Genomic DNA, 25,840 nt, shown 5'->3' with positions numbered 1-25,840 from the left:
CTCAGCCGAGCTTGTACAGAAGTCCGAGCGCGACCACGCCGGCGAACCAGATCAAACCGACACCGATGGTGATCCGGTCGAGGTTCCGCTCGGCGACCGAGGACCCGCCCAGGCTGGACGACACCCCACCACCGAACAGGTCGGAAAGGCCACCACCGCGGCCTTTGTGCAGCAGCACGAGCAGCGTCAGGATCAGGCTGCAGATGACGACAACGATCTGAAAAGCGAGAATCACGAGGAGTAGCCTAACTGAAGGTCCAGGTAACGGCAGATACCGGCGAACTCGTCCGCCTTGAGGCTCGCTCCCCCGACCAGGCAGCCGTCGACATCCGGCTGGGCCATGATGCCACCTGCGCTGCTCATCTTCACCGACCCCCCGTACAGAATTCGGACCGAGTCGGCCACTGCGGGTGAGAACGACTCCTCGAGCCGGGCACGGATCGCGGCGCAGACCTCCTGCGCGTCCTCCGGGGTCGCGACCTCGCCGGTGCCGATCGCCCAGACCGGCTCGTAGGCGATGACGAGCTTGCGCACGTCGTCGGCCTTCAGCCCGGCCAGCGCGCCGTCGATCTGGTTCACGCAGTGCGCGACGTGACCGTCGGCCTTGCGGACCTCCAGACCTTCACCCACGCAGACGATCGGGGTCAGCCCGGCCGCCAGCGCCTTGGTCGCCTTGGCGTTGACGAGCGCGTCGTCCTCACCGTGGTACTGGCGACGCTCGGAGTGCCCGACCAAGACGTAGGTGCAGCCCAGCTTGGTCAGCATCGCGGCCGAGATCTCGCCGGTGTAGGCACCCTCGTCGTGCACCGACACGTCCTGCGCGCCGTACACGATCTTCATCTTGTCGCCGTCGACGAGCGTCTGCACGCTGCGGATGTCGGTGAACGGCGGCAGCACCGCCACCTCGACCCGCGCGAAGTCGTGCTTCTTGTCCTGCAGCGTCCAGCTCAGCTTCTGCAGCAGGTGCACGGCCTCGACGTGGTTGACGTTCATCTTCCAGTTGCCCGCCATCAACGGCGTACGGGCAGCGTTGTCAGCCATATCGGTGTCAGTCCTCTTCCAGAACTACGAGACCAGGGAGCTCTTTGCCCTCAAGGTATTCCAGCGACGCGCCACCTCCGGTGGAGATGTGCCCGAACTGGTCGTCGGCGAAGCCGAGCTGCCGTACGGCGGCAGCCGAGTCGCCACCTCCGACGACACTGAGTCCGTCCACCTCGGTCAACGCTGCGGCGACGGCCTTGGTTCCGCCGGCGAACGCCTCCATCTCGAAGACACCCATCGGGCCGTTCCAGAAGACGGTCTTCGCGCCGGCGACCTCGGCGGCGAACGCCTTGCCGGAGTCCGGGCCGATGTCCAGGCCGAGCTGGTCGGCCGGGATCGCGTCGGCGGCGACCACGGTCGCGGGCGCGTCGGCCTTGAACTCGGGCGCGACCACGATGTCGGTCGGCAGCACGATCTCGACACCCTTGGCCTTCGCGGTCTCCAGGTAGCCCTTGACCGTGTCGAGCTGGTCGGTCTCGAGCAGGCTCTTGCCGACCTCGTGGCCCTGGGCCTTGAGGAAGGTGAAGACCATGCCGCCACCGATCAGCAGCTTGTCGGCCTTGGCGAGCAGGTTGTCGATCACCGCGAGCTTGTCCGACACCTTCGCGCCACCGAGCACGACGACGTACGGGCGGGCCGGGTCCTCGGTCAGCTTCTTCAGCACCTCGACCTCGGCGAGCACCAGGCCGCCGGCCGCGTGCGGCAGCTTGCGGGCCACGTCGTACACGCTGGCCTGCTTGCGGTGCACGACACCGAAGCCGTCGCTGACGAACACGTCGGCCAGCCCGGCCAGCTCGTCGGCCAGCGCGCCGCGCTCGGCCTCGTCCTTGCTCTCCTCGCGCGGGTCGTACCGCACGTTCTCGAGCAGCAGGACCTCACCCTCGTCGAGCTCCTGGACGGCTTCCTGCGCGCTCTCGCCCGTCACGTCGGTGGCGAAGTGCACCTTCACGCCCTCGGCCTGCAGCAGCTCACCGAGCCGCTTGGCCACCGGGGCGAGAGTGAACTCCGGGTCGGGCTTGCCCTTCGGGCGGCCCAGGTGCGCGGTGACGATCACCTTGGCGCCGGCCTTGGCCAGCTTCAGCAGGGTCGGCACGGAGGCCCGGATGCGGCCGTCGTCGCCGATCTGGTCACCCTTGATCGGCACGTTCAGGTCGGAGCGGACCAGCACCCGCAGGCCGGCGACGTCCCCGAGGCCCTCAATAGTTTTCACCGCGATGGTCTTCACAGTTCAGCAGTCCTCAGCAAACAGGCTTGCGCCCGGGCTCCGCACAAGGCGGACCGGACGCAAGCTGTGGGTGGTGGAACGTCAGAGCGAGGCGCCGACGTAGGTGACCAGGTCGACGAGGCGGTTGGAGTAACCCCACTCGTTGTCATACCAGCCGACGACCTTGACCTGGTTGCCGAGCACCTTGGTCAGGCCGGCGTCGAAGATGCAGGAGGCCGGGTCGGTGACGATGTCGCTCGACACGATCGGGTCCTCGGTGTAGCGCAGGTAGCCCTTGAGCGGGCCCTCGGCCGCGGCCTTGACGGCGGCGTTGACCTCTTCGGCGGTGGTCTCCCGGCCGACGTTGACGGTCAGGTCGGTGGCCGAGCCGGTCGGGATCGGGACGCGCAGCGCGTAGCCGTCCAGCTTGCCCTTGAGCTCGGGCATGACCAGGCCGATCGCCTTGGCGGCACCGGTCGAGGTCGGTACGACGTTCAGCGCGGCGGCGCGGGCGCGACGCAGGTCGCTGTGCGGGCCGTCCTGGAGGTTCTGGTCCTGGGTGTAGGCGTGGACCGTGGTCATCAGACCCTGCTGGATCGTGAACTCGTCGTGGATGGCCTTGGCCATCGGGGCGAGGCAGTTCGTGGTGCAGGACGCGTTCGAGATGACCGTGTGCTTGTCGGCGTCGTACAGCTCGTGGTTGACGCCCATCACCACGGTCAGGTCCTCGTTCTTCGCCGGGGCGGAGATGATGACCTTCTTGGCGCCGTTGTCGGCGTGCGTCTTGGCCTTGGTGGCGTCGGTGAAGAAGCCGGTCGACTCGATCACCACGTCGGCGCCGACGTCGGACCACTTCAGGTTGGCGGGGTCGCGCTCGGCGAACGCCTTGAAGGTGTGGCCGGCGGCGGTGATGTCGTCGTCGGTCGCCGTGACCTCGCCCGGGAAGCGGCCCAGGATCGAGTCGTACTTCAGCAGGTGAGCGAGGGTCTGGTTGTCGGTCAAGTCGTTGACGGCGACGACCTCGATGTCGGCACCGGACGCCTGCACGGCGCGGAAGAAGTTACGGCCGATCCGGCCGAAGCCGTTGATACCTACGCGTACGGTCACGGGACTACGTCTCCTTGAACTAGCTGTCGAGCACTGCCGCTACAGCCGAAACACTAGCCCAACAGCCCACTTGATCCACTGGTAGCGTCCACATGAGACCACCACCAGCACCCCGAAGGCCACCGGACCAGACCACCCCACGCACAACGGCCCCGGGGATTTCCCCGGGGCCGCCACGTGAATACCACTGGTCCTACTGGTGAATCCCCACGATCACGCCGGGTCGAGCATCTCCGGCGTCAGGTTGGCCTCGGTGTTCGGGATGCCGAGGTCGGAGGCACGCTTGTCGGCCATCGCCAGCAGGCGGCGGATCCGGCCGGCCACGGCGTCCTTGGTCAGCGCCGGCTCGTGCAGCTGGCCGAGCTCTTCCAGGCTCGCCTGCTTGTGCTCCAGCCGCAGCCTGCCCGCGACCTGCAGGTGATCCGGTACGTCGTTGCCGAGGATCTCCAGCGCCCGCTCGACCCGCGCCCCGGCGGCCACCGCGGCCCGCGCCGAGCGCCGCAGGTTCGCGTCGTCGAAGTTCGCCAGGCGGTTGGCCGTCGCGCGCACCTCGCGGCGCATCCGGCGCTCCTCCCAGGCCAGCACCGACTCGTGCGCGCCCAGCCGGGTCAGCAGCGCGCCGATCGCGTCGCCGTCGCGGATCACCACACGGTCGACGTTGCGCACCTCGCGGGCCTTCGAACCGATCCCGAGCCGCCGAGCCGCACCGACCAGTGCCAGCGCTGCCTCGGGCCCCGGGCAGGTCACCTCGAGCGACGAGGAGCGGCCGGGCTCGGTCAGCGAGCCGTGCGCCAGGAACGCCCCACGCCAGGCCGCCACGGCGTCGCAGGAGGCGCCGGACACCACCGCGGGCGGGAGACCGCGGACCGGACGGCCCCGGTTGTCCACCAGGCCGGTCTGCCGGGCCAGCGCGTCACCGTCCCGCACCACGCGGACGACGTACTTGGTCTGCTTGCGGATCCCGGACGGCGAGATCACCACCACCTCGGACGGGTGGCCGAAGATCTCCGCGATGTCCTTGCGCAACCGCCGGGCCGCGCGGGCGCTGTCCAGCTCCGCCTCCACGACGATCCGGCCGGAGACGAGGTGCAGCCCGCCCGCGAAGCGCAGGACCGAGGAGACCTCGGCCTTGCGGCAGCAGGGTTTGGTGACCTGGATGCTGGTCAGCTCGGACTTCACCTGTGCTGTCATCGCCATGTACGAAATCCTCCCACTGCTGTCAAAGACCCTCGCCCGGTATCCGGACCAACCACCGGCCCGGGCCCGGTGTTCCCGATCGCCGCGGACTCAGGGTTCAACTCCCCCACCTGGATCAGTGTTACGCCTCGTGGCAACCTTTCGGGGTACGGCTGTCGTTCCTCTTCCGACAGCCACGGGAGGAGCACGATGCGACGACGCAGTGAGGCGGACTTCACGGAGTTCGCCGAAGCGGCCCTGCGCCGCCTGCGCCGTACGGCGTACCTGATGTGCGGTGACTGGCATCGGGCGGAGGATGCGGCCCAGGACGCCCTGGTCCGGATCTACCGCGCCTGGGACCGGTTGGACCACGACGCCGGACTGACCACCTACGCCCACCGCGCGGTGGTCTCGGTGGTGCTCGACCAGGCCAAGCGGCCCTGGCGGCGGGAGTTCGCCGACGACGCGGTGCCGGACCAGATGCTGGCCGACCCCTCCGCGGCCGTCGACGAGCGGCTCGCGGTGGTCCAGGCGCTGACCGGCCTGCCGACCCGGCAGCGGGCGTGCGTGGTCCTGCGGCACTACGCCGACCTCAGCATCGAGGAGACCGCCCAGGTGCTCGGGATCGGCACCGGAGCGGTCAAGAGCCAGACCTCCCGAGGGCTCAGCGCTTTGCGCGAACAGCTCAATCGACCGGCCCCTGACCCGGCCGACACCAAAGAAGGGGTTCTTTCATGAGCAGCGACATCGAGGACCTGCTGGTCGACGCGGCCGACGACTCCGCGGAGCCGATGCGGCACACCGTCGACGACGTCGTACGACGTGGCCGGCGCGGCCAGCGCTTGCGCCGGATCGGCGCGGTGGCCGGCGGCGCGCTGGCCGTCGCCGGGATCGCCACCGCGGTCTCGGTCTGGCCGAACCAGGGCGACGACGCCCCGGTGGCCGGCCTCGGCCTGCCGGAGAACACCGTCACCGTGGACACCACGACCGGTGAGGTCACGGGCAAGGCCGTGCTGAGCGACGCCCAGGTGCTCGCCCGCTGCGCGACCGGCGACAACCAGTACCGGCAGAGCGCGGCGAAGGCCGGCGGCGGCTCCGAGGCGATCAGCAGCTGGAAGGTCGCGGTCGCCCAGGGCTCCGGCAGCTGGTTCCAGGCTGTCCTGGTCTCGCCGGACCGCCAGCGGTACGCCTACTGCCTCGACAACACCGGGACCAGTGGCCCCAAGGACGACTACCTGCGCCAGTCGGTGACCGCCGACAAGCCGTACGTCGTCTGGGCGGACGGCAACGGCTCGAAGGGCGTCGTCCCGGCGGGCGTCGCCAAGGTCGACTTCAAGACGGCCGACGGCGCGGTGACGCCGGCCGTGGTGAAGGACGGCTTCTTCCTCTGGCCGTCACACCGGACGACCGTCGGCGACCCGTCGGCGCCGATCTGGGCGATCTTCTCCGACGCCCAGGGCCGTGAGGTGGCCCGCTTCAACGCCAACCCGTTCCAGAACGACCAGGTCGGCGTCCCCGGCAGCAAGACCGTCGAGCGGGCCCCGATCTTCCCGAAGCGCTGAACCGGCTTCTCCGAAACGGCTGATCCTGGGCGGCCCCGATCTGAGGGGTTCGGGGCCGCTCGGGGTCAGGCGAAGACCTCGCGGTAGATCTTGGCCAGTTTGGCGGGGTCGTGGTGCAGCAACTGGTGGTCGTCGGCGATGTCGGCGATCACCAGTTCCGCGCCCAGCGAGGCCGCCGTACGGCGCAGCGACGCCGGGTCCGGCACGTGGCCCTCGTCGGCCAGGACCACGTCGATGCGCAGCTCGGGAGCGTGCGCGGCGAGGACCTCGAGATGCGTCTCCGGCGAGAACCCGTCGGTCTCGCCCTTCTGCTCGCCCAGGTTCAACGTCACCAGCCGCCGCGCGCTCGTCTGCTCGAGCCCGCGGCACAGCGCCGGGACGAGCAGGTTCGGGATCACGGACGTGAACCACGACCCGGGCCCGACCACGACCCAGTCGGCCTCGGCGACCGCGACCAGCGCCTCCGGGCAGGCCGGCGGATCGGCGGGGTCGAGCGCGACGTCGACCACGTGCCCCTCGGTCGTCGCCACCTCCGTCTGCCCGCGGATCTCGGTGACCGCCTCGGGATGCAGCGGATCCAGCCCGATCACCCGTGCGGTGATGTCCAGCGGTACGGCGGACATCGGCAGCACCCGGCCCTGGGCTCCGAGCAGCCGACCGACCCAGTCGAGCCCGTCGACGGCCTCGCCCAGCAGCTCCCACAACGCGACGATCAGCAGGTTCCCGACCGCGTGGTCGTGCAGCGCGCCGTCGCTCCGGAACCGGTGCTGCAGCACGTCGGCCCACGTCCGGCCCCACTCGTCGTCCCGGCACAGCGCGGCCAGGGCCATCCGCAGATCGCCCGGCGGCAGTACACCGAGCTCCTTGCGCAACCGCCCTGACGACCCGCCGTTGTCGGCAACCGTGACGACAGCGGTCAGCTGGTCAGTGACCTGCCGGAGGGCAGACAGAGATGCGGCGAGGCCATGCCCGCCACCCAGTGCGACGACTCGAGGAGCCCTCGTCACTCCCGCCCCAGATCTCTGTGCACCACCAACGTCGGTGACCCCTTCTCGCGCAGCCGGCGCCCGATCTCCTCGGCCATCGCGACGCTCCGGTGCTTCCCACCGGTGCAGCCGATCGCGACCGTGACGAACCGTTTGCCCTCGTTCAGGTAGCCGGTCCGCAGGGTGTCCAGCACGTCCACGTAGTTCTGCAGGAACTGCTGGGCCAGCGGATGACCGAGGACGAAGTCTGACACAGGTTTGTCCTGCCCGGTCATCGGGCGCAGGTCGGGCTGCCAGTACGGGTTCGGGACGAACCGCATGTCGGCCACCACGTCGGCGTCGACGGGGATGCCGTACTTGAAGCCGAACGACACCACGGTGGCCCGCAGCTCGGCGTTCTCCTCGTCGCCGAAGGCGTTCACGATCTTCGCGGCGAGCTGGTGGATGTTCAGGTTCGAGGTGTCGATCACCAGGTCCGCGCCGGCCCGGATGTCGCCGAGCAGTGCGCGCTCGCGCTGGATCCCGGTCAGCAGCCGGCCCTCGCCCTGCAGCGGGTGCGGCCGCCGGACGCTCTCCTGCCGGCGCACGATCACGTCGTCGGAGGCCTCCAGGAACAGCACCTGGGGCCGGTAGCCCTTGGTGCGCAGGTCCTCCAGCGCCGAGTCCAGCTCGTCGAAGAACATCCCGGTCCGGACGTCGACCACGACGGCCAGCCGCGGCGACGCCCCGGTCCCGACGACCTGCTCCACGATCGTGGTCAGGAACATCGGCGGCAGGTTGTCGACCACGAACCAGCCGAGGTCCTCCAGCACGTCCGCGACCGAGCTCCGGCCCGCGCCGGACATTCCGGACACGATGATCAGGTTGCCGCTCGACTCGTCCATCAGTTCACGTTCTCCCCGTTCGGCGGACCGGCGGGCCCCGGTCCGTCGTCGTCCAGTATCTCGCCTGTGGCGGTGTTCACCGACGGCGCCCGGCCGGTGTCGGCCTTCGTTGCCGCGGTGTTCACGGCGATGACCACCGACTCCGCCGTACGGCGGCCGAACCCGGGCAGCTCGGCGACCTCGTCGACCGTCGCGCCGCGCAGCTTGCGCAGGGACCCGAAGTGCCGCAAAAGCGTCTTGCGCCGGACCTCACCAAGCCCTGGTACGTCGTCCAGCACGCTCTCGACCATCGACTTGGACCGCCGGTTGCGGTGGTGGGTGATGGCGAACCGGTGCGCCTCGTCGCGCAGCCGCTGGAGCAGGTAGAGCCCCTCGGAGGTCCGGGAGAAGATCACCGGGTCCTCCTCGTCGGGCAGCCAGACCTCCTCCAGCCGCTTGGCCAGGCCGCAGACCGGGATGTCGCCGAGCCCGAGCTCGTCCATCGCCTGCCGTGCGGCCGCAACCTGCGGCGGTCCACCGTCGACGACGACCAGTCCAGGCGCGTAGGAGAACTTCTTCGCCCGCCCGGTCTCGGGATCGATCAGGTTGGCGGTCGGGTCCTCTCCCTCGGGGACGTTGACCCGCTCGTCGAGCATCCGCTTGAACCGCCGGGTCAGCACCTCGGCGATCGAGGCGACGTCGTTCTGCCCCTCGACGCCCTTGATCACGAATCGCCGGTACTCGCTCTTGCGCGGCAGGCCGTCCTCGAAGACCACCATCGAGGCGACCACTTCGGTGCCCTGCAGGTTGGAGACGTCGTAGCACTCCAGGCGCAGCGGCGCCTCGGGCAGGTCGAGCGCGGTCTGGATCTCCTCCAGCGCCTGGTTGCGGGTGGTCAGGTCGCTGGCCCGCTTGGTCTTGTGCATGGTGAGCGTCTGCAGCGCGTTGCGCTCGACGGTCTGCATCAGGTCCTTCTTGTCGCCGCGCTGCGGGACCCGGATCGCGACCCGCGACCCGCGCCGCTGCGACAGCCACTCGGTCAGCGCCGCCTCGTCGTCCGGTACGACGGGGACCAGGATCTCCCGCGGGATCGCGTCGACGGTCTCGGCGGCGTACATCTGCTGGATGAACCGCGAGACCAGGTCGCCGGTCGTCGCCGTGCCGTCGGCCTTGTCGGCGATGAAGCCGCGCTGACCGCGGATCCGGCCGCCGCGCACGGAGAAGATCTGCACCGCGACCTCGAGCGGGTCCTCGCTCAGCGCGACCACGTCGGTGTCGGTGCCGTCGCCGAGCACGACCGCGTTCTTGGCCAGCGCCTTCTCCAGCGCGGACAGGTCGTCGCGGATCTTCGCGGCCCGCTCGTACTCCAGCTCGGCCGCGGCGGCCTTCATCTCCTTCTCCAGCCGGCGCACGTACGTCGCGGTCTGGCCGGACAGGAACGCGGAGAAGTCGTCGACGATCTCGAGGTGCTCCTCCTGGCTGACCTGGCCGGTGCAGGGCGCGGCGCACTTGCCGATGTACCCCAGCAGGCAGGGCCGGCCGATCTGGCGGTGCCGGTTGAACACACCCTTGCTGCACGAGCGCATCGGGAACACCCGCAGCAGCAGGTCGACGGTCTCCCGGATCGCCCAGGCATGGCTGTACGGGCCGAAGTACCGCACGCCCTTCTTCTTCGGGCCGCGGCCGACCATCACCCGCGGGTACTCCTCGTTGAGGGTGATCGCAAGCCACGGGTACGACTTGTCGTCCCGGTACTTCACGTTGAACCTCGGGTCGTACTCCTTGATCCAGGAGTACTCCAGCTGCAGCGACTCGACCTCGGTCGAGACCACGGTCCAGTCGACCTTCGCCGCGGTCGTCACCATCGACTGGGTCCGCGGGTGCAGGTTCGCCAGGTCCTGGAAGTACGACGACAGCCGGGCGCGCAGGTTCTTCGCCTTGCCGACGTAGATCACCCGGTTGTTGGCATCGCTGAAGCGGTACACCCCGGGCGAGTCGGGGATGGAGCCCGGAGCCGGGCGGTAGGACGATGGATCAGCCACCGCACCACCCTAGTTCGCCCCGCCGACAACTCTCGCCGATCCCGTCGCCGAAGCGCGAAAGTCTCTACTGCAGCTTCAATGAGACGCTTGAAGGCATGAACCTCGTGGAGTACCTCGACCGGCCCGGCGGCCGAACCCTGACCGCCAACGGCGACACCTTCTGGATCTACGACCCGGCCGGCGACCTCCCGCCGGAGCGGCAGATGCCCTGGGCCACCCTGGTCACCTCCGACGTCTACGACAGCGCCTCGAACCTCGACCGTCCCGGCGTCGAACGGCTCAACCTCGGCCTGTCGAAGGCTGACTACCTGGGACTGTTCCCGACCGTGCCGGACGACGTCGACCACACAGCTCTCGACACCGTGATGCCGCATCCGGTCTACGCCCCGCAGTACTGGATCTGTGTCGTGTCGCCGTCGGAGACCACCCTGAAGGAGCTCGAGCCCCTGGCCGAGCTGGCCTACCGGTTCGCCGTCCGCAAGTACGAGAACTTCCGCGGCCGCTGACGTCTCGGCAGCGCTGAGATCGTGTTACGGCTTCTCCTCTGCTCCCGGTCGGCGGCACACCTGGGCAACGACCCGGTTTTAGCGTGCGAACGACCCGCTGTGTGCCGAGTCAGGGAGCATTCATGAAGCTGTCCACGAACTCGCGCGGCCTGGCCGCCGCTCTTGCCGCTGTCCTGGTCTGCGCTCCGGCCCTGCCCGCGGCCGCGCGGGTCGCGCCGGAGCTCGACCGTTTCGAGCCGCTGATCCGGGAGGCGAACACCCCGACAGCGGTCCCGGGCAGCTACATCGTCGTCCTCAGCGGAACGCCGTCGGAGGAGCTGACCCGGGCGACCAACCGGAGCCTCGCGTCGACGTACGAGGTGACCGTACGCCGTGAGTTCCACGCGTCGGTCCGCGGCTTCTCGGCGGCGATGAGCGAGGAGAAGGCCCAGCAGGTCGCGGCCGACCCCCGGGTCGGCTTCGTGCAGCAGAACCAGGTCATCAAGGCCGACCAGGACGATCCGCCGTGGGGGCTGGACCGCAGCGACCAGCGCGAGCTGCCGCTGGACGAGAAGTTCGAGTCCGACACCACGGCCGGCACGGTGCACGCCTACGTGATCGACACCGGCATCTACGCCGAGCACAAGGACTTCGGCGACCGCGCCTCGATCGGGACGGACACCATCGCCGACGGCCAGAACGGGGTCGACTGCATCGGCCACGGCAGCCATGTCGCGGGCACCATCGCCGGGACCAAGTACGGCGTCGCGAAGGCCGCCAAGATCGTTGCCGTGCGGGTGCTCGACTGCTCCGGCAGCGGCACCACCGAGTCCGTGGTGGCGGGCGTCGACTGGGTCACCGCGAACGCGGTCAAGCCCGCCGTCGCGAACATGAGCCTCGGGGGCAGCAGCGACCCGGCCCTGGACGCGGCGGTCAAGGCGTCGGTGGCCACCGGCATCAACTACGCCGTTGCTGCGGGCAACGAAAGTGCGGACGCCTGCGGGGTGTCGCCGTCGCGGGAGCCGTCCGCGATCACCGTCGGCGCGACCGACCGCAGCGACACCCGGGCCGACTTCTCCAACTTCGGCTCCTGCGTCGACCTGTTCGGACCCGGCGTCGACATCGAGTCGGTCGGCATCACCGGGCCTGAGGCGACCGACGTGAAGAGCGGCACCTCGATGGCCACCCCGCACGTCGCCGGCGCGATCGCGCTCTACCTGGCCGACAACCCGGAGGCGACGCCGGAGGAGGTCTCGAAGGCGTTGCTGGACGCGGCGACCTCGGACGCGGTGAAGGATCCCGGCACCGGCTCACCGAACAAGCTGCTGTACCTGGTGCCGCCGACGCCGGTGACCCCGCCGGTCACTCCCCCGGTCACGCCGACTCCCACGCCGACCCCGACGCCTACGCCGACGCCGACGCCGACGCCGACCGGGACACCGGTGGTCACGCCGAGCACGACACCGGTCGGCACGCCGAGCCACACGTTGCGGTCCCCCGGCGGTTTCGTTGCGGACCGCCCCATACCTCAGACCTGATCACCGGTTGGGATGAGCGGTCTGCACGGTCTGTCACCCAGGGTGTACGGCAGGACCGAGCGTGAGGCACCGGGCCGCACGCACTTGCAGAGGGAGATACCGCCCATGTCCCCAGTCACCCCATCCCGTCGTACCAGAGCAGTGCTCGGCGTGGCCGCCGCCTCGGCGCTGGCCGTGTCGGGCCTCGTCGCCACCGGCGTCGCGAGCAACGCCGACGAGCCAGCCGCCGCCACCGTCCGCGGCGCCGGCAGCGCGACGGCGATTCCCGGTAGCTACGTCGTCGTCCTCAAGGGCGAGCGGTCGGCCGCCGCGACCAAGGCCACCACACAGAGCCTGGCGACGTCGTACGGCGCGACCGTGCGCAAGCAGTTCAGCGCGTCGATCCAGGGTTTCTCCGCCGCGATGAGTGAGGACCAGGCGAAGAAGCTGGCCGGCGACGCGCGGGTCGCGTTCGTGCAGCAGAACCAGAAGATGCAGGCCAGCCAGGACAACCCGACGTGGGGCCTGGACCGGTCCGACCAGCGTGATCTGCCGCTGGACAAGAAGTACACCGGCTCGTCGACCGCGGAGAACGTGAACGTCTACGTGATCGACACCGGGATCTACCCCGAGCACACGGACTTCGGCGGCCGCGCCTCGGTCGGCACCGACACCGTCGGCGACGGCAAGGAGGGCATCGACTGCGCCGGGCACGGCAGCCACGTCGCGGGCACGATCGCCGGTGAGACCTACGGGCTCGCCAAGGGCGCGAAGGTGTTCGGCGTGCGCGTGCTCGACTGCGCCGGCTCCGGCTCGACCGAGTCCGTGGTGGCCGGGATCGAGTGGGTGACCGCCAACGCGAAGAAGCCGGCGGTCGCGAACATGAGCCTCGGCGGCGGCGCGGACGCGGCGCTCGACGCGGCCGTGAAGGCGTCGGTCGGCTCCGGCGTCACGTACGCCGTTGCTGCTGGCAACGACAGTGCGGACGCGTGCAGCACCTCGCCGGCCAAGGAGCCCTCGGCGATCACCGTCGGCGCGACCGACGACGCCGACGCGAAGGCGTCGTTCTCGAACTTCGGCGAGTGCGTCGACCTGTTCGCGCCGGGCGTGGACGTCGAGTCGGTCGGCATCACCGCACCGGACGCGACCGACACGATGAGCGGTACGTCGATGGCCACGCCGCACGTCGCCGGTGGGGTCGCGCTCTACCTGGCCGACCACCCGGACGCCACGCCGGCCGAGGTGGCGACCGGACTGCTCGGTGCCTCCACGCCGGACAAGGTCGGCGACCCGGGCACCGGCTCGCCGAACAAGCTGCTGTTCGTCGGCGCCGTCGACCCGGCCGCGCAGAAGTAACCCACCCCGTCGCCCGATCGACTTTGTGCACCCATCAACCAACCGACCCCCGAATTCCCGGCTGGCCGGTGCACAAAGTCGATCGCCGGCGCCAACCTCTTCCGACTTTGTGCACCGGTCAGCCGTTCGAACGTCGAGTTCGTGGCCGGCCGGTGCACAAAGTCGGAAGCGTGCGGGACCGGGGTCAGGCGGAGCCGACGATGTTCCCGCCCTGGACCGAGACGGTCACCGCGGCGAGCGGGTCGCGCGCCGGTCCGCTCTTCACGCTGCCGTCGGTCGCGCTGAACTTGCTGCCGTGGCAGTTGCAGTCGATCTCGCCGTTCTCGACCTTCGCCACGATGCAGCCCATGTGGGTGCAGACCGCGGTGAAGCCCTTGTACTGCCCGGCGGTCGGCTGGGTGACGACCACCTTCGCGTCCTTGAAGACCGCGCCGCCGCCGACCGGGACGTCCGAGGCCGGGCCGAGCACCGGGCCGCCCGCGGACGGAGCCGACGAGGGCGCCGAGCTGGGGGCCGACGTCGGGGCGTCGGACGGGGGTGCGCTGGTCTGGGTGCTGCTCGGCGTACCGCCGGCCTCGCCGTCGTCACCGCACGCCGCGAGCAACGGCACGCTCACGCCCGCCAGCCCTACCACGGCGGCACCGCGCAGCACCGATCGGCGGTCCCGCACGTCTGCCACCACCTGGTCGAGCGGCACCCGGTCGAGCTTGGCCGTTCTGTCGTCGCTCATGAATCTGGACCTCCGTGAGCTGGATGTAGTTGAACGCTTTGCTACCTGCTGTTCTACCCGACCCGGCCAAACCGGGTCGTACCAGGAGGAACGGCTGGATCAACCGATCGGTTCAAGCGCGACGAGAAACTTGTTCAACGCGTCGCGCGCTCGACCAGCCGGGCGGCCATCTCCAGCGCCGCGCGCCGGGTGGCCGGCTCGAGCATCTCCGGGCGCAGCGGCCAGGCGTGCTGGAAGTGCGCGTCGTACGGGAGCACGACGTACCCGAGACCGCGGTCGGACACGGCCGACTGCAGCCAGCGGACCGGTTCCGGGTCGTCGGGCCGGTTCTCCGCGATGATCACCAGCCCCTTCTGGACCAGCATCTGCTGGCCCTCCGGGCTGAGCTGGTCAAGCTGGGCGATACTCGCCGGAGCGTCCTCGCGGGCCGTCGGGATCACCAGGGCGACCGCGTGCGACGAGCCTGCGACGTACGCCGTGGCCTCGTCGAACAGGCCGGCCGGGCAGTCGACCAGCGAGATCGGGATCTGGTTCGCGCCGCCGACGTTGCGGGAGGCCAGGACGTCGCTGATCGCGTCCGCGGTCGACTCGGCGCGGGCCAGCTGGACCCGGGAGCTCGGCGTGTTCGCGATGCCCTGGTCGAGCCGGTGGGTCAGCTTGCCCTCGAGCGGGAACGCGTCGACCGCGAGCACCATGTCGCTGCGCTGGGAGGCGATCGTGTCGGCGAGCAACGCGGTCACCGTCGACGTACCGCTCTGCGGGACCGGGCCGAGCACGCCGATCATCCGGCCGATCCCGATCGGGCGGCGGATCACCGCGATGTTCTCGACGTCGCGCTGCATCCGGCCCGAGGCACCGGCGATGTACGCCGCCTCGGCCGCGAACCGGCCCACCTTGCGCAGGAAGCCGCCGGGCTTCTCCTCGTGCTGCAGGCCGACGGTGTTCGTTGCCACCGGCAACGCACCGCCCAGCGGATCGTGGTACTGCGGCGTGTAGGCCTGGCGGCCGGGACCGCCGTCCGGCATGGGGTTGTCCCAGCCGCTCGGCTCCTGCGCCTGCGGGGTGTTCCAGCTGCCATCACCTTGCGGTTGCTGCTGCTGCGCGTAGTTCGGGTCGTACTGCTGCTGGTACTGAGGTTGGTACTGGGGCTGCTGCTCGTACTGCTGCACCGGCGGCTGCTGGTACTGCGGGTACGGCGGTTGCTGGTACTGCTGCTGAGGAGGCGGCGGCGCGTACTGCTGCTGCGGCGGCGGATAGTACGGCGCCTGCTGCTGGTACGGCTGCTGAGGAGGAGGCGGCTGCTGCCATTGCTGCTGCTGGTACCGGGGATCCTGCTGCTGCTGCGCGGGCGGCGGCCCAGGCTGCTGGTACTGCTGCGGTTGCTGCTCGTACTGAGGAACCTGCTGCTGCGGAGGCACAGGCGCACCCCACCCGCGGCCCGTCGGCGCGGGCGGAGGCGTCATCGGCTGCCCCGTCGGCGCCTGCTGAGGGGCAGGCGGCTGCTGAGCGGCCGGTGGGCCGGCTGCTGCCGCCGTGTCGTCGAGGCGGGCCATCATGTCCGCCTGCCAGTTCGGCCCGGTCATACCATCCGATCAGAAGACGTCGAGCAGATCGCTGAACACTCCGAAGGCGCCGAGCACCAACGGGACCAGCGCCACCACAGCCAGCACCTGGACCTGGTCCAGGACCTGACCGAGCCGGACCTGCACGTGGTCCTGCGGTGTCCAGCAGAGGCCGAAGCCTCCGACCATCGCCACCACCACGAGCAGCCCGACTGCTACCAGTGTGCCACCCACCGACTGCTGGGACAGATCCTGGACCAGCGCGGCGATCACAACTCCGGCCGCGGCGAACAGTCCGAGCACCTCGGCGGCCAGCGGGTAGAGCCGCGAGCGGGAGCACAGCAGCAGTGCCAGCAGCGCCGCGATGCTCACCGTCCAGGCGGAGCCGTGCAGCGCGAGCACCAGGCCGGCTGCCGCCGACCAGAGCGCGATCGCCGTGGCCGAGAGCGCCAGACCGACGTGGGCGGCGTTCAGCGCCGCCTCGACGTCCGGGCGCCCGATCTCGTTGCCACGGGCCCGTACGTCGTCCAGCGCGGTCAGCCCGGACAGCGACAGCGCCAGGCGAGGCAGGACGCCGAGCAGCAGGACCGCGACGACCGCGATCAGCGCGCTCAGCTTGTCCGCGGAGACCCCGGCACCGACGCCGATGATCCAGATCACCGCGAAGATCATCGCCGTACCGCCGCCGACCAGACCGCCACCGGCCAGGCCGGCCATCGCGAACAGCAGCGGGCCGACGCCCAGGGCGAGCGCGACGATGCCACCGCGCATCGGCACCGACCAGTCCTCGGACATCCCGAGCGACCAGGCCACGATGGCGAGCAGCACCGGCGTCACCACGAGCAGGGCGATCGCGGTCGCCCGCTGATTGGCCCGGCCCAGGAGGACGCCGCCGAGACCGGTGACGATCCCGACGACGAGCACCACGAACGCGGCGATGTCAGGCTCGGTCCCGCGGACCAACGCGATCGCTCCGGCCAGCAGGGCGAAGATCAGCGCGGCCCCGGCGGCCCACTGGCGGTGCTTGTGCTGGAAGGTGGTGCCCCGCCGTTCGAGGTCGTCCACCGCCTCCTCGGCCACGTCGTACACGGTCGGCGGCGGCGGGACCTCGCCCTCCGCGGCCAGCCGGAGCACGGCGCCGTCACCGATCTGGGCCGAGCCCAGCGTCAGCTCCAGCGAGACCGTCTGCCCGGTCGGGGTGGTCAGGTACCGGCGCCGCGGCGACGGATCGACCGGTTCGCCGAGCATCCGCAGCAGGTCCGGCATCAGCCGGCCCAACGGCTCGTCGACCGGCAGTACGGCGTCCATCTGACGCTGCCGCCCGATGATCGTCACCCGGCTGTAGACCGCAGCCACCGTCACACCTCTCTGATCGTTGCTAGTGCTGAGCGAGAACTACTACTGGCCGGCCACGGGCGCACCCGGCGGGACCAGCCGGCCGAGCAGCGCGCTGTAGACGTTCCAGTCCAGCTGGTTCTTGCCGTCACCGATCGGGTACCAGACCGCCGGCGTACCGGACGGGCCGATCTTGACCGGCGTGATGTCGGCGACGCCGTTCAGGTCCAGCGCCTTCTCCGCGTTGGTGCCCTGCAGCGCCTCGTTCCCGACCGCCATCGCCATCGGAGCCGGTACGCCGGTCCAGTGCGGGATCGCGTTGGTGTCCTTGCCGTTGCCGCGCGTGCCCTGGGCGAAGAACGAGACCAGCTCGAAGGAGTTCGCCAGCCGCTCCCCCACCTTGCGTACGTCGTCCGGCGACGGCAGGTCCTCCGGAGTGGAGACGGCCATCGTGATGACCTCCTCCAGCCCAGCGGGCCGGCGGTGGATCTCGACCGCACCCGCCGCGCTCAGGCCGTCCTTGCCACCGCTCAGCGACAGCCAGGTCGGCTTCGGTGCCCGCCGCCGGCAGTACGCCGTGAGCTGGCCGACGTTCCAGGGCTGGGTGACCGGCTCGGCCGTGCCCCAGCCCGCCGGCGCGGCACCGGTCAGGTCCTTGAACAGCTGCTCGGCGGCCTTGCCGACCACCGTCGTCTCCAGGGCCTGGTAGCGGACCCGGGCGGTGATCATCAGCTGCCAGGGCAGCTCCAGCTCGACCGCCGCGAAGGTCGGGCTCATGTCGACCTTGTCCTGCTCACCGGCGGCGACGGCCGAGAACATCTCGCCGTCCCACTGCAGCTTCGAGCCGCCCTGGCCGTCGTACGCGCCCTCACCGTTCGGCTCGGTCACGACCCAGCGCGACTCGTGCCCCCGGAACAGCGTGGTCCGGGCGTTGAAGGTGAGCTGTGTGGTGGCCGGGGTGACCAGCTGCAGGCCGAGGCCGTCCGCCTCCGCCGCGGCGAGCGCGTCCACCATCCAGGCGGACATGCCGACCACCGGGCGGTCCTGCATGATCACGACGACCTTGTCGGTCCGGATGTCGATCGCCGGACTGAGCTCGACCGGGTTAGGCATTCTGGCCTCCAGCAACGTTCTGGGCGGTAGCGGCCGGCGTCGGCGGGTTGAACGGCGGCGGAACCGGCTTCCACACCCTGCCACCGAGCCGCTCGACCAGCGTCTCGGCGTACCGGTCGGCCAGCTCCGGACCACCCTCTTGCGGGTTGGCCCGGACCTCCATCCACCACACGGGGGTCTTGGTGCCGGCCAGCTCGGCGCCGAGCAGCCGTTCGACCTCACCGGGCACCTGGATCAGGACCGGCGCCTCCAGCGAGGCCAGCGGAGTCCCCTCTGGGCTGCACAGCTGCAGTACGGCGCCGTCCGAGACCTCACGCACCAGCCAGTCCGGTCCCGCGGCCATCATGCCGGCGAGCACGTCCTGGTACGACGGCCTGCCGTCGATCAGTGCCACCACGTCGTAGCTCACTTCACTCCGCCTTCGGGTCGGCCGCGGACGTGGTTCCGTCCGCCAGCGCGGTCTGGATCAGGGATGGCCGCTCGCCGCGCCGGACGAACAACCCGCGACCTGGCGGGTAGTTGCCCGGGGCGGCACCGGTGAACAGGGCACCTTCGGCCTTGTCCCCCGACAGCACCAGTCCGGCGGTGCCGGACTCCATCACGGTGGTCAGGAACGGTTCGTACATTGCACGCCCGGCACCGGCGGCGCGGCGGGCGATCACGAAATGCAGGCTGATGTCGCGGCCGGAGGCGATGTACGGCAGGAACGGGTCCATGGGCGCCTGCCCGCCACTGGTCAGCAGGTCGTAGTCGTCCGCGACGACGATGACCTTCGGACCGGCGACCGGCGGCGGAGCCGCGTCGTTCAGGTCGTCCGGCAGCCGCTTCTCCAGCTCGCCCGCCACACCTGCGGCCAGCCCGGCACCGACCCGGCCGCTGGTCGCGTAACCACCCAGGTACTTGTCCGGGAGGAACCCGCGCAGGCCACGCCGCGGGTCCATCACCGCGAACACGACCTCGTCCGAGCTGTACCGGTCGGTGAGCTGCTCCATGATCAGCTTCAGCAGGTTGGTCTTGCCGGACGCTGTGTCGCCGAAGATGACCAGGTTCCCGTCGCGCTCGAACAGGTCGAGCAGGACCGGCGCCATCGCCGTCTCGTCCAGACCGATCGGCACCCGGACGGGCTCCTGCTGCGGACCGGGCATGGTCGACCGCTCCAGCTTGTGCGGCAGCACCCGGACCCGTGGCGCGATCGGCCCCTGCCAGGCCGAGCTCAGCGCCAGCGCCTGGCCCTGGATCGCCTCGCTGAGGTCGTCGTCCTGCAGCATGCTGTCCGTCCGCGGCAGCGCCAGCTGACCGAACAGCTTGTTGCGCGGCGTGAGCACCCGGCCCGCGCCGGCGTTGCGCATGGTCTCCTGCAGCCGGCGGTCGATGTTGGAGTCCGACGGGTCGTTCAGCCGCAGCTCCAGCACCGTCCCGAACAGCGTCTGCGTCGCCATCCGGACGTCGCTCCAGCGCAGCATCGCGGTGACCATGTGGATCCCGTAGCTGCTGCCGCGCTGGACCAGGTCCGCGATCGGCTCCTCGAGCTCGTCGAACGTGGTCTTGATCGCGCCGTAGTTGTCGAGCACCAGGACGACGTCGGCGACCGGCAGCTCGGGCAGCTCACCGGCGGCGTGCATCGTGCGCAACCGTTCCATCGTGTCGATGCCGCGGTCGCGGAAGACGATCTCGCGCTGGTCGAGCATGCCGCGGACCTCCTCCAGCGTCCGGCGGATCTTCTCCCGGTCGGTCCGGATCGCGACGCCACCGACGTGCGGCAGGTCGGCCAGCGGCTGCAGGCCACCACCGGCCAGGTCGATCGCGTAGATCGCGACCTCCTGCGGCGTGTAGCTGTGCGCCAGCGACGTGACGAGGGTACGCAGGAACGTCGTCTTGCCCGACGACGGCCCACCGACCAGGGCGACGTGCCCACCGGTGTGGGTCAGGTCGAGCCGGAAGACGCTCTGGCTCTGCTTGCGCGGGTCGTCGACCACACCGATCGCGGGCGCCATCGGCGGCGCCGGTACGGCGTACTGCAGACCTCTCGCCGCGGTGATGTCGACCGGGCCACCGACCTGGTCCAGCGTGCAGACCTTCGGCAGCGGCGGCAGCCACACCTGCGGGACCGGCGTCGCGGCCGGCTTGACCTGGTCGACGAACACGCCGAGCACCGTCGGCCCGGTGCTGCGTTCGGTCGACTCGTCCTTGTCGTCCTTCTTCTCGTCCTCGGCCGCGAGCTTGGCCAGGTCGGGCTGCTGGTACGGCGTGACGAGGTACGGCCGGACGGCGGGACCGTCCTTGGCCTTCTCCTCCTCCGGCACCACGCGGCCCTTGTACGGCCCGGACACGTAGGCCGCGCGGAACCGCTGGTAGACGCTGGTGTCGACCTTCAGGTACCCGAAGCCCGGCAGCGGCGGCAGGTGGAACGCGTCCTCCGTGTCGAGCACCGTGCGGCTCTCCTCCTCGGAGAACGTCCGCAGACCGAGCCGGTACGACAGGTAGGTCTCCAGGCCGCGCAGCTTGCCGCCCTCGACCCGCTGGCTGGCCAGCAGCAAGTGCACACCGATCGACCGGCCGATCCGGCCGATCGACAGGAACAGGTCGATGAAGTCCGGCCGCGCGGTCAGCAACTCGCCGAACTCGTCGATCAGCACGAACAGGTGCGGGTACGGCGGCATCTCCGGCCGCTGCTGGCGCAGGAGGCGGTAGTCGGTGATGTTGGCGACGTTGCCGGCGTCCTTGAGCATCTGCTGCCGGCGCTGCACCTCACCGGCCAGGCTGGCGTAGGCGCGCTCGGTCAGGCTCGGGTCGTCGACCAGGTTGGTGATGATGCCGGCCACGTGCGGTACGCCGTCGAACGGCGCGAACGTCGCGCCACCCTTGTAGTCGATCAGCACCATCGCCAGGTCCTCCGGCGAGTGCGTCGCGAGCAGACCCATGACCAGCGTCCGTAGTACCTCGGACTTGCCGGAACCGGTCGCACCGATGCACAGACCGTGCGGACCCATGCCCAGCTGGGCCGACTCCTTCAGGTCCAGTACGACGGGCTGACCGTGGCTGTCCACGCCCAGCGGCACCCGGAGAAAGGCTCGCTCGTGCCGCGGCACCCACATCTGCTGCAGGTCGAGGTCACCCGGGTCCTGGATCTGCAGCAGACCCATGAAGTCGACGGTCTTCAGCGACGCGTCCTCCTCGAGGGACTCCTCCGACAGGCGGAGCGGGGCCAGCGAACGCGCCAGGCCCTCCGCCGTCGCCAGCGGGGTGTCGTCGAGCTGCCCCTCGGCGGTCATGTAGCCACCGCCGCGCAGGTCCTCGACCAGGACGCGTCCCTCCTGGACGGTGATCCGGATGGCCACGTTGCTCGGCTCCTGCATCCGGTCCTGGACCAGGTGCAGCACGGTCACGCCCAGCTCGCCGATGCCCAGCGTCGGGTCGGCCGGGACGACCTCGGTCGCCACGTCGCCGTACGTGTCGTGCAGGACGATCATGCGCTGGATCATCCGGCGCTGGTCGCTGCCGAGCGAGCCGCGGCGGGCCTCGCTGGCCAGCGTGACGCGGGAGGCGACGTCGTCCCGGATCAGCTCGGCCAGGTCACCCGGCTTCGACGCGATCCGGCGGAACGGGTGCGGGCCTTCGCGGCGCTCCGGGTCGACGGTGTGCGGCAGCCAGCCGACCCACTGCCACTGGTCGAGCGCGCTGGCCGGGAAGGTGGCCGCCACCTCGAGGTCCTCCGGCGCGTGGAACACGGCCGCCTGCAGCATCAGCGCCCGCGCGATCCGTACGACGCCGTCGCGGTCACCGACGATGCTGACGTTGCCCGCGAGGTCCAGCGGGATGGTCAGCGGCATGTCCGGCATCAGCGCGAACCGGCGGGCCAGCGCCTCGGCCTCGGCCATCATGAACGGGTCCGGCGGGTCCATCATCGAACCGCTCTGTGCCAGCGTCGCGGGCACCACGGGCATCCGCCCGGTCGCGCAGCGGACCAGCAGGAAGTCCGGATCGCCGCGCCGGCGTTCCCACAACCGGGCCGGGTCGCGGACGCAGTCCACCAGCGCGTCGGCCGGCGGGTTCAGCGCGAGCGCGGTCTTGCGGTTCTGCCGCTCCATCTTGCCGAACTCCTCGCGCAGCCGCTCGAGGTAGTCCAGGTACCGGTTGCGCTGCTCGCGGCTCTCCTTGCCGGACCGGCCGCGCTGGGAGAACATCATCCCGAACGTGCCGACCACGGTCAGCGCGAGCACACCGACGCCGATCACCGCGGACGTCCCGGTCCGCATCGTGCTCATCATCCCGACCGAGCCGAGCACACCGACCGCCGGCATCAGTGCCTGCATCGCGTTGCCGCCGGCCTTGCCTCGCGCGCCGGGCGGCGGGGTCTCGATGACCCGCGGCTGCCCGGTGTCGATACTCCGGGTGCTCCGCGCCGGGCGGTGCACGAGTCGTGTCGACACTGTCTCTCCTCAGCTGGGCCCGACCGGCCCCTCGACTGCACGACATGAACGCCTCAGATGGCATGCTGCACCGGACTCTAGTGGAGGGGCGGCTCACTACCGATGACCGATACACCGTTCGACCCGCGGCAGGTCCTCGACCTGGTCGCCGACCTGCTGCCGGTCCTGCTGCCGGACGCCGAGCTGGACCCGGCCGGGCCGATCGTCAAGCTCCGCTGGAGCCGCGGGGGTCTGGTCTCCAGCGCGGAGGTCGGACTGACCGAGCTCGTCGATCGATGCCGTCAGCAACCGAACCACCTGTGGCCGCGCACCGTCGACGACTGGCTGCGCGCGGTCGTCGCCGAGATCGGCACGGCCACCGACGAGCACCTGTACGGCGCGGTCGCCGACCGCCAGCGGGTCACGTTGCGGCCGCAGGGCTGGACAGCGTCGTACGACAGCGTGCTGGCCGGACTCAGCGTCCCGTTCGGCCGGTACTTCGAGATCGTGTTCGGCATCCAGAGTGGCCCGGACTGGCACCGGCTGTCGCAGGCCCGGCGCGTCATGCACGGACTGCACCTGCCTGGCAGTCCGTCCGGTCTGGAGCTGACGCTGAACGGCCTGACAGGCCTGACGTTGCAGGAGGTCGCCGGTACGCCGTACCAGCGCTTCACACGACCTGGCGACCAGACTGTCGGCATGGCGCTGGTCGACCACGACAAGCTCCTGCCGGGCGGCGGCAAAGGCCGCGGGTCCGTGCTGGCGCTGCCGTCGACCGACCAGCTCGTCGTCTGCCCGGTCGACCGCAAGCAGGACATGCAGGCACGCGTCGACGAGTTCGCCCGCTGGGTCGCGAAGGCCCACGCCGACGCGACCGACCCGTGCTCGCCCGGCGTCTACTGGCTCGTCGGCGAACTACTGGCCGAGCTACCGGTCGACCTGGACGTCACGCCCTCGGTGACCCTGCCGAAGGCGCTCAGATCCCCGTTCTGGCGGCGCCGCAGGAACTGACCTCGGTCAGCGCTCCCGGCCGTGGCTGGGAGCGCCCGGTCCGGCGCGGTGCGCGGGACGCTCGCCGTACTGCGAGGTCACGCCTCCGCGCCGTACCCCGCGGTCGATCTCAGGATCTCTTCAAAACGGCGACGGCTGCGGAGGCGTGACCGGGATCGTTCCGTCCCGCTCGCCGCGCGCGATCTCCAGCGCCTGGAGGTGCGTCTCGTGCGCCGGCGAGTACGCGTGCACCAGACCGCCGCCGACCAGGTACAGCTGGTTCGACATGCCGCCGGACGGCGCCATCACCAGGAACTCCTCCCGGCGGCCCGCATCCCAGTCCGAGAACGACCCCGGCACGAACTGCGGTTCGTTCGGGCCCGAGCGTGCGTTGAACCACTGCGCCAGCGCCACGTGCGCCTGCTCCAGCTCGTCCTGACCGATCTCGTCCTCGCTCATGTCTCAGCTCTCCTCGTTCTGCGCGTCGAGCGCGTCCAGCGTCGGCACATCGATCGGCAGGGCCTCCAGCTCGGCCCGCTCGGCCAGCTTCCCGACCGGGAAAGCACCGTAACCGAGCTCCAGGAAGCGGTTGTACTCCAGGTAGCCCCCGCTGCGCTCGAACATCAGCAGCAACGGCTCGTACGGGTCGTCGAGCTCGGGGAAGCGCTGCCTCGGCAGGTCGCCGAGCGCCGCCCAGTGCACGATCGGGTAGACGATCTCGCGCCGAACCGGGAACTCCCCCCGGGTCCCGCCGTCGAAGTCGATCTTCTTCTCGATCAGCCCGGGATCCACCGCCAGCTCCGGGTCGAGCGCCGTCGCCAGGTCGGAGTGCGGCCACTTGTTCTCGGCGCCGAGCGCCAGCGCCCACCGCGCCGTACGCCGGAGGAACTCGTGGGCGAGCCGGCCCCGCGACTCCCGCTGCGCGTAGGCCTTGTCGTCGTCGTACCGGACTGCCGCCAGCCGGTCGATCATCCGCTCGGCGGCGGCGACGTCGGTCACCATCCCATTCCCTCTCTCGCGGCCCGGACGATGTCGTCCAGGTTCGACAGGTCGGCGGCCAGGCCGCCCGGGGGCGGCGTGATGCCGATCTTCTTCCAGTGTTTCAGCAAATCCGCCTCGGCCCACTCCTGCAACGGCCGCGGCGCGACGGTGTGGGCCCGCGCGGCCTCCCGGCTGTCGTCGTACCGGCCGTTCTTCCACGCGCCCGGCTGCGGCGAGTTGTACGGCACACCGGACTCCATCAGCTTGGCCTCGACGTACTCGTGCGCGATCAGGCCGCGCAACGCGTTCGTCTCACCAGGCTTCAGCGGCGTTCCGTTCATCACCTTCTTCCACAGGTCGGCGACCTGGCCGAGCGGGGTGAAGTACCCCTCCCGCACGACGCCGGGAGCGACCGCGACCACCTGGTTCCTGTTGGTGAACAGGTTGTCCTTGGCGACCTGCACGATGTCAGGGTCGACACCGATCTCGTCGGCCACCTTCGGGACGTCGTCGGTCGCCACCCGGGCCCGCTGGTAGACCTTCTGGGCCGCGAGGTCCTCGGCGTCCTGCGCGCCCTCGATGAACTCCCCGTCCTCGGCCGGCTGCGGATCCATCCGGTCGTCGGCGAACGGGTCGTGATCGCCGTGCCGCTGGTCGGGGCCGCTCGATCCGGTGTCGTGGCTGCCCCCGGCGACCGGCTCGTGGGGGTCCGGACCGTTGCCGCGGTCAGGTCCCTGCTGCGGACCGTCGTGCCCACCGGCCGGAGCCGGACCGTCGTGCCCACCGGCGGGGGCCGGACCGTCGCCGGGACCGTCCTGCCGGTAATCGAGCCGGGGATCGCGCGGAGGCGTCTCCGGGCGCTGCATGAAGTCCTCACGCGGGTCCCGCGGCGGGCGCTGCATGAAGTCCTCGCGGGGATCCCGCACCGGCGGCCGGTCAGGGTTCAGCCGGTCGTCGATCCGGTTCGGGTCGCGCGGTGCCGGCGGGCCGTCGGGGTTCAGTCCGTCGTCGATCCGATTCGGGTCACGCGGCGCCGGCGGTCCGTCCGGGTGGAGCCTGTTGTCGATCCGGTTCGGATCGTGCGGAGCACGCGGAGCGGGCGGACCGTCCGGGTGCAGACGGTCGTCGATCCGATTCGGGTCATGCGGCGCACGCGGAGCGGGAGGTCCGTCCGGGTGCAGACGGTTGTCAATCCGGTTCGGGTCGTGCGGCGCACGCGGCGCACGCGGCGCCGGCGGACCGTCCGGGTGCAGACGCGACTCGATGTCGCCGGGGTTCCGCGGCGGGGCCGGCTGGTCGTGCATCGGACGTGCGTCGTGGGGCGCCGGGCGGTCCAGTCGGGTCGACGGATCCGGAACCCTGTCGTGTGCCTGCTGCTGGT

Annotated in this window: 22 protein-coding genes and 1 pseudogene; 6 read left to right on the top strand and 17 right to left on the bottom strand. The window is 70.5% G+C overall.

Features of this window, described 5'->3' with window-relative positions; translation table 11 throughout:
- Position 1: 1 nt before the first annotated feature.
- The 5 genes from secG to whiA form a co-directional block, all read right to left on the bottom strand.
- Complete coding sequence (gene secG / locus ACLQ2O_RS26485) at positions 2 to 235, bottom strand: preprotein translocase subunit SecG (RefSeq protein ID WP_425836011.1); 234 nt, start codon at positions 233 to 235, stop codon at positions 2 to 4.
- Positions 232 to 1,041 (bottom strand): triose-phosphate isomerase, encoded by an 810-nt coding sequence (tpiA, locus tag ACLQ2O_RS26480; protein WP_425836009.1) that lies wholly within the window; start codon positions 1,039 to 1,041, stop codon positions 232 to 234. The genes secG and tpiA overlap by 4 nt, the downstream gene beginning before the upstream one ends.
- Before the next feature lie 7 nt (positions 1,042 to 1,048).
- Entirely contained in the window at positions 1,049 to 2,251 is a 1,203-nt protein-coding gene (locus ACLQ2O_RS26475) for a phosphoglycerate kinase (RefSeq protein WP_425836515.1), read from the bottom strand.
- 96 nt (positions 2,252 to 2,347) lie between these two features.
- On the bottom strand, positions 2,348 to 3,352 hold the full coding sequence (gap, locus tag ACLQ2O_RS26470; protein WP_184794736.1) for a type I glyceraldehyde-3-phosphate dehydrogenase: 1,005 nt from the start codon (positions 3,350 to 3,352) through the stop codon (positions 2,348 to 2,350).
- Between the two features lie 213 nt (positions 3,353 to 3,565).
- Positions 3,566 to 4,549, bottom strand: coding sequence for a DNA-binding protein WhiA (gene whiA, locus ACLQ2O_RS26465; protein ID WP_077013978.1), 984 nt, complete (start codon positions 4,547 to 4,549; stop codon positions 3,566 to 3,568).
- Between the two features lie 189 nt (positions 4,550 to 4,738).
- Between whiA and ACLQ2O_RS26460 the strand changes: the two genes are divergently transcribed.
- Together ACLQ2O_RS26460 and ACLQ2O_RS26455 are read left to right on the top strand one after the other, a co-directional pair.
- Entirely contained in the window at positions 4,739 to 5,266 is a 528-nt protein-coding gene (locus tag ACLQ2O_RS26460; protein ID WP_425836006.1) for a SigE family RNA polymerase sigma factor, read from the top strand.
- Positions 5,263 to 6,090 carry a hypothetical protein gene (locus tag ACLQ2O_RS26455; protein WP_425836004.1) on the top strand — a complete coding sequence of 276 codons (828 nt, stop codon included), beginning with the start codon at positions 5,263 to 5,265 and terminating at the stop codon, positions 6,088 to 6,090. Before ACLQ2O_RS26460 ends, ACLQ2O_RS26455 begins: the two co-directional genes overlap by 4 nt.
- Before the next feature lie 65 nt (positions 6,091 to 6,155).
- Here ACLQ2O_RS26455 and ACLQ2O_RS26450 read toward each other — a convergent pair whose 3' ends face one another.
- The 3 genes from ACLQ2O_RS26450 to uvrC are packed head-to-tail and all read right to left on the bottom strand — an operon-like array spanning position 6,156 to position 9,981.
- On the bottom strand, positions 6,156 to 7,097 hold the full coding sequence (locus tag ACLQ2O_RS26450; protein WP_425836002.1) for a gluconeogenesis factor YvcK family protein: 942 nt from the start codon (positions 7,095 to 7,097) through the stop codon (positions 6,156 to 6,158).
- Positions 7,094 to 7,960, bottom strand: a complete 867-nt coding sequence (gene rapZ, locus ACLQ2O_RS26445; RefSeq protein ID WP_425836000.1) for an RNase adapter RapZ — start codon at positions 7,958 to 7,960, stop codon at positions 7,094 to 7,096. Before rapZ ends, ACLQ2O_RS26450 begins: the two co-directional genes overlap by 4 nt.
- Positions 7,960 to 9,981, bottom strand: a complete 2,022-nt coding sequence (uvrC, locus tag ACLQ2O_RS26440; RefSeq protein ID WP_425835998.1) for an excinuclease ABC subunit UvrC — start codon at positions 9,979 to 9,981, stop codon at positions 7,960 to 7,962. The genes rapZ and uvrC overlap by 1 nt, the downstream gene beginning before the upstream one ends.
- Before the next feature lie 95 nt (positions 9,982 to 10,076).
- Here uvrC and ACLQ2O_RS26435 point away from each other — a divergent pair, with 95 nt between their 5' ends.
- From ACLQ2O_RS26435 to ACLQ2O_RS26425, 3 genes are all read left to right on the top strand, one after another.
- Positions 10,077 to 10,487 (top strand): DUF6194 family protein, encoded by a 411-nt coding sequence (locus ACLQ2O_RS26435; RefSeq protein WP_425835996.1) that lies wholly within the window; start codon positions 10,077 to 10,079, stop codon positions 10,485 to 10,487.
- A 122-nt stretch (positions 10,488 to 10,609) separates the two neighbouring features.
- Positions 10,610 to 12,004, top strand: a complete 1,395-nt coding sequence (locus ACLQ2O_RS26430) for a S8 family serine peptidase (RefSeq protein WP_425835994.1) — start codon at positions 10,610 to 10,612, stop codon at positions 12,002 to 12,004.
- 105 nt (positions 12,005 to 12,109) lie between these two features.
- Entirely contained in the window at positions 12,110 to 13,339 is a 1,230-nt protein-coding gene (locus ACLQ2O_RS26425; RefSeq protein WP_425835992.1) for a S8 family peptidase, read from the top strand.
- A 184-nt stretch (positions 13,340 to 13,523) separates the two neighbouring features.
- On the opposite strand, the gene ACLQ2O_RS26420 is transcribed toward ACLQ2O_RS26425, so the two are convergent.
- From ACLQ2O_RS26420 to eccCa, 6 genes are all read right to left on the bottom strand, one after another.
- Complete coding sequence (locus tag ACLQ2O_RS26420; protein WP_425835990.1) at positions 13,524 to 14,069, bottom strand: Rieske 2Fe-2S domain-containing protein; 546 nt, start codon at positions 14,067 to 14,069, stop codon at positions 13,524 to 13,526.
- Positions 14,070 to 14,203: 134 nt separating this feature from the next.
- Positions 14,204 to 15,652 (bottom strand): MinD/ParA family ATP-binding protein, encoded by a 1,449-nt coding sequence (locus ACLQ2O_RS26415; protein ID WP_425835988.1) that lies wholly within the window; start codon positions 15,650 to 15,652, stop codon positions 14,204 to 14,206.
- A gap of 9 nt (positions 15,653 to 15,661) precedes the next feature.
- Complete coding sequence (gene eccD, locus ACLQ2O_RS26410) at positions 15,662 to 16,987, bottom strand: type VII secretion integral membrane protein EccD (RefSeq protein ID WP_425835986.1); 1,326 nt, start codon at positions 16,985 to 16,987, stop codon at positions 15,662 to 15,664.
- A gap of 42 nt (positions 16,988 to 17,029) precedes the next feature.
- Positions 17,030 to 18,079 carry a DUF6177 family protein gene (locus ACLQ2O_RS26405; RefSeq protein WP_425835984.1) on the bottom strand — a complete coding sequence of 350 codons (1,050 nt, stop codon included), beginning with the start codon at positions 18,077 to 18,079 and terminating at the stop codon, positions 17,030 to 17,032.
- A complete protein-coding gene (locus ACLQ2O_RS26400; protein ID WP_425835982.1) occupies positions 18,072 to 18,488 on the bottom strand; it encodes a hypothetical protein in 417 nt (138 codons plus the stop codon). The genes ACLQ2O_RS26405 and ACLQ2O_RS26400 overlap by 8 nt, the downstream gene beginning before the upstream one ends.
- 1 nt (position 18,489) lies before the next feature.
- Positions 18,490 to 22,509 carry a type VII secretion protein EccCa gene (gene eccCa / locus ACLQ2O_RS26395; RefSeq protein ID WP_425835980.1) on the bottom strand — a complete coding sequence of 1,340 codons (4,020 nt, stop codon included), beginning with the start codon at positions 22,507 to 22,509 and terminating at the stop codon, positions 18,490 to 18,492.
- A gap of 102 nt (positions 22,510 to 22,611) precedes the next feature.
- Between eccCa and ACLQ2O_RS26390 the strand changes: the two genes are divergently transcribed.
- Positions 22,612 to 23,499, top strand: a complete 888-nt coding sequence (locus ACLQ2O_RS26390; RefSeq protein WP_425835979.1) for a hypothetical protein — start codon at positions 22,612 to 22,614, stop codon at positions 23,497 to 23,499.
- Positions 23,500 to 23,619: 120 nt separating this feature from the next.
- Here ACLQ2O_RS26390 and ACLQ2O_RS26385 read toward each other — a convergent pair whose 3' ends face one another.
- From ACLQ2O_RS26385 to ACLQ2O_RS26375, 3 genes and pseudogenes are all read right to left on the bottom strand, one after another.
- Positions 23,620 to 23,937 carry a hypothetical protein gene (locus tag ACLQ2O_RS26385; RefSeq protein ID WP_425835977.1) on the bottom strand — a complete coding sequence of 106 codons (318 nt, stop codon included), beginning with the start codon at positions 23,935 to 23,937 and terminating at the stop codon, positions 23,620 to 23,622.
- A gap of 3 nt (positions 23,938 to 23,940) precedes the next feature.
- Complete coding sequence (locus tag ACLQ2O_RS26380; RefSeq protein WP_425835975.1) at positions 23,941 to 24,480, bottom strand: hypothetical protein; 540 nt, start codon at positions 24,478 to 24,480, stop codon at positions 23,941 to 23,943.
- Positions 24,474 to 25,840 (bottom strand): annotated as a pseudogene (locus tag ACLQ2O_RS26375) (hypothetical protein); the annotation flags it as partial. The gene ACLQ2O_RS26380 and the pseudogene ACLQ2O_RS26375, both read right to left, overlap by 7 nt.

It is taken from the genome of Kribbella sp. DT2 (genome assembly GCF_049844575.1).
GTDB lineage: Bacteria > Actinomycetota > Actinomycetes > Propionibacteriales > Kribbellaceae > Kribbella.
The sequence above is the reverse complement of the archived record's forward strand: the minus strand, read 5'-3'. Positions and strand labels throughout refer to the sequence as shown.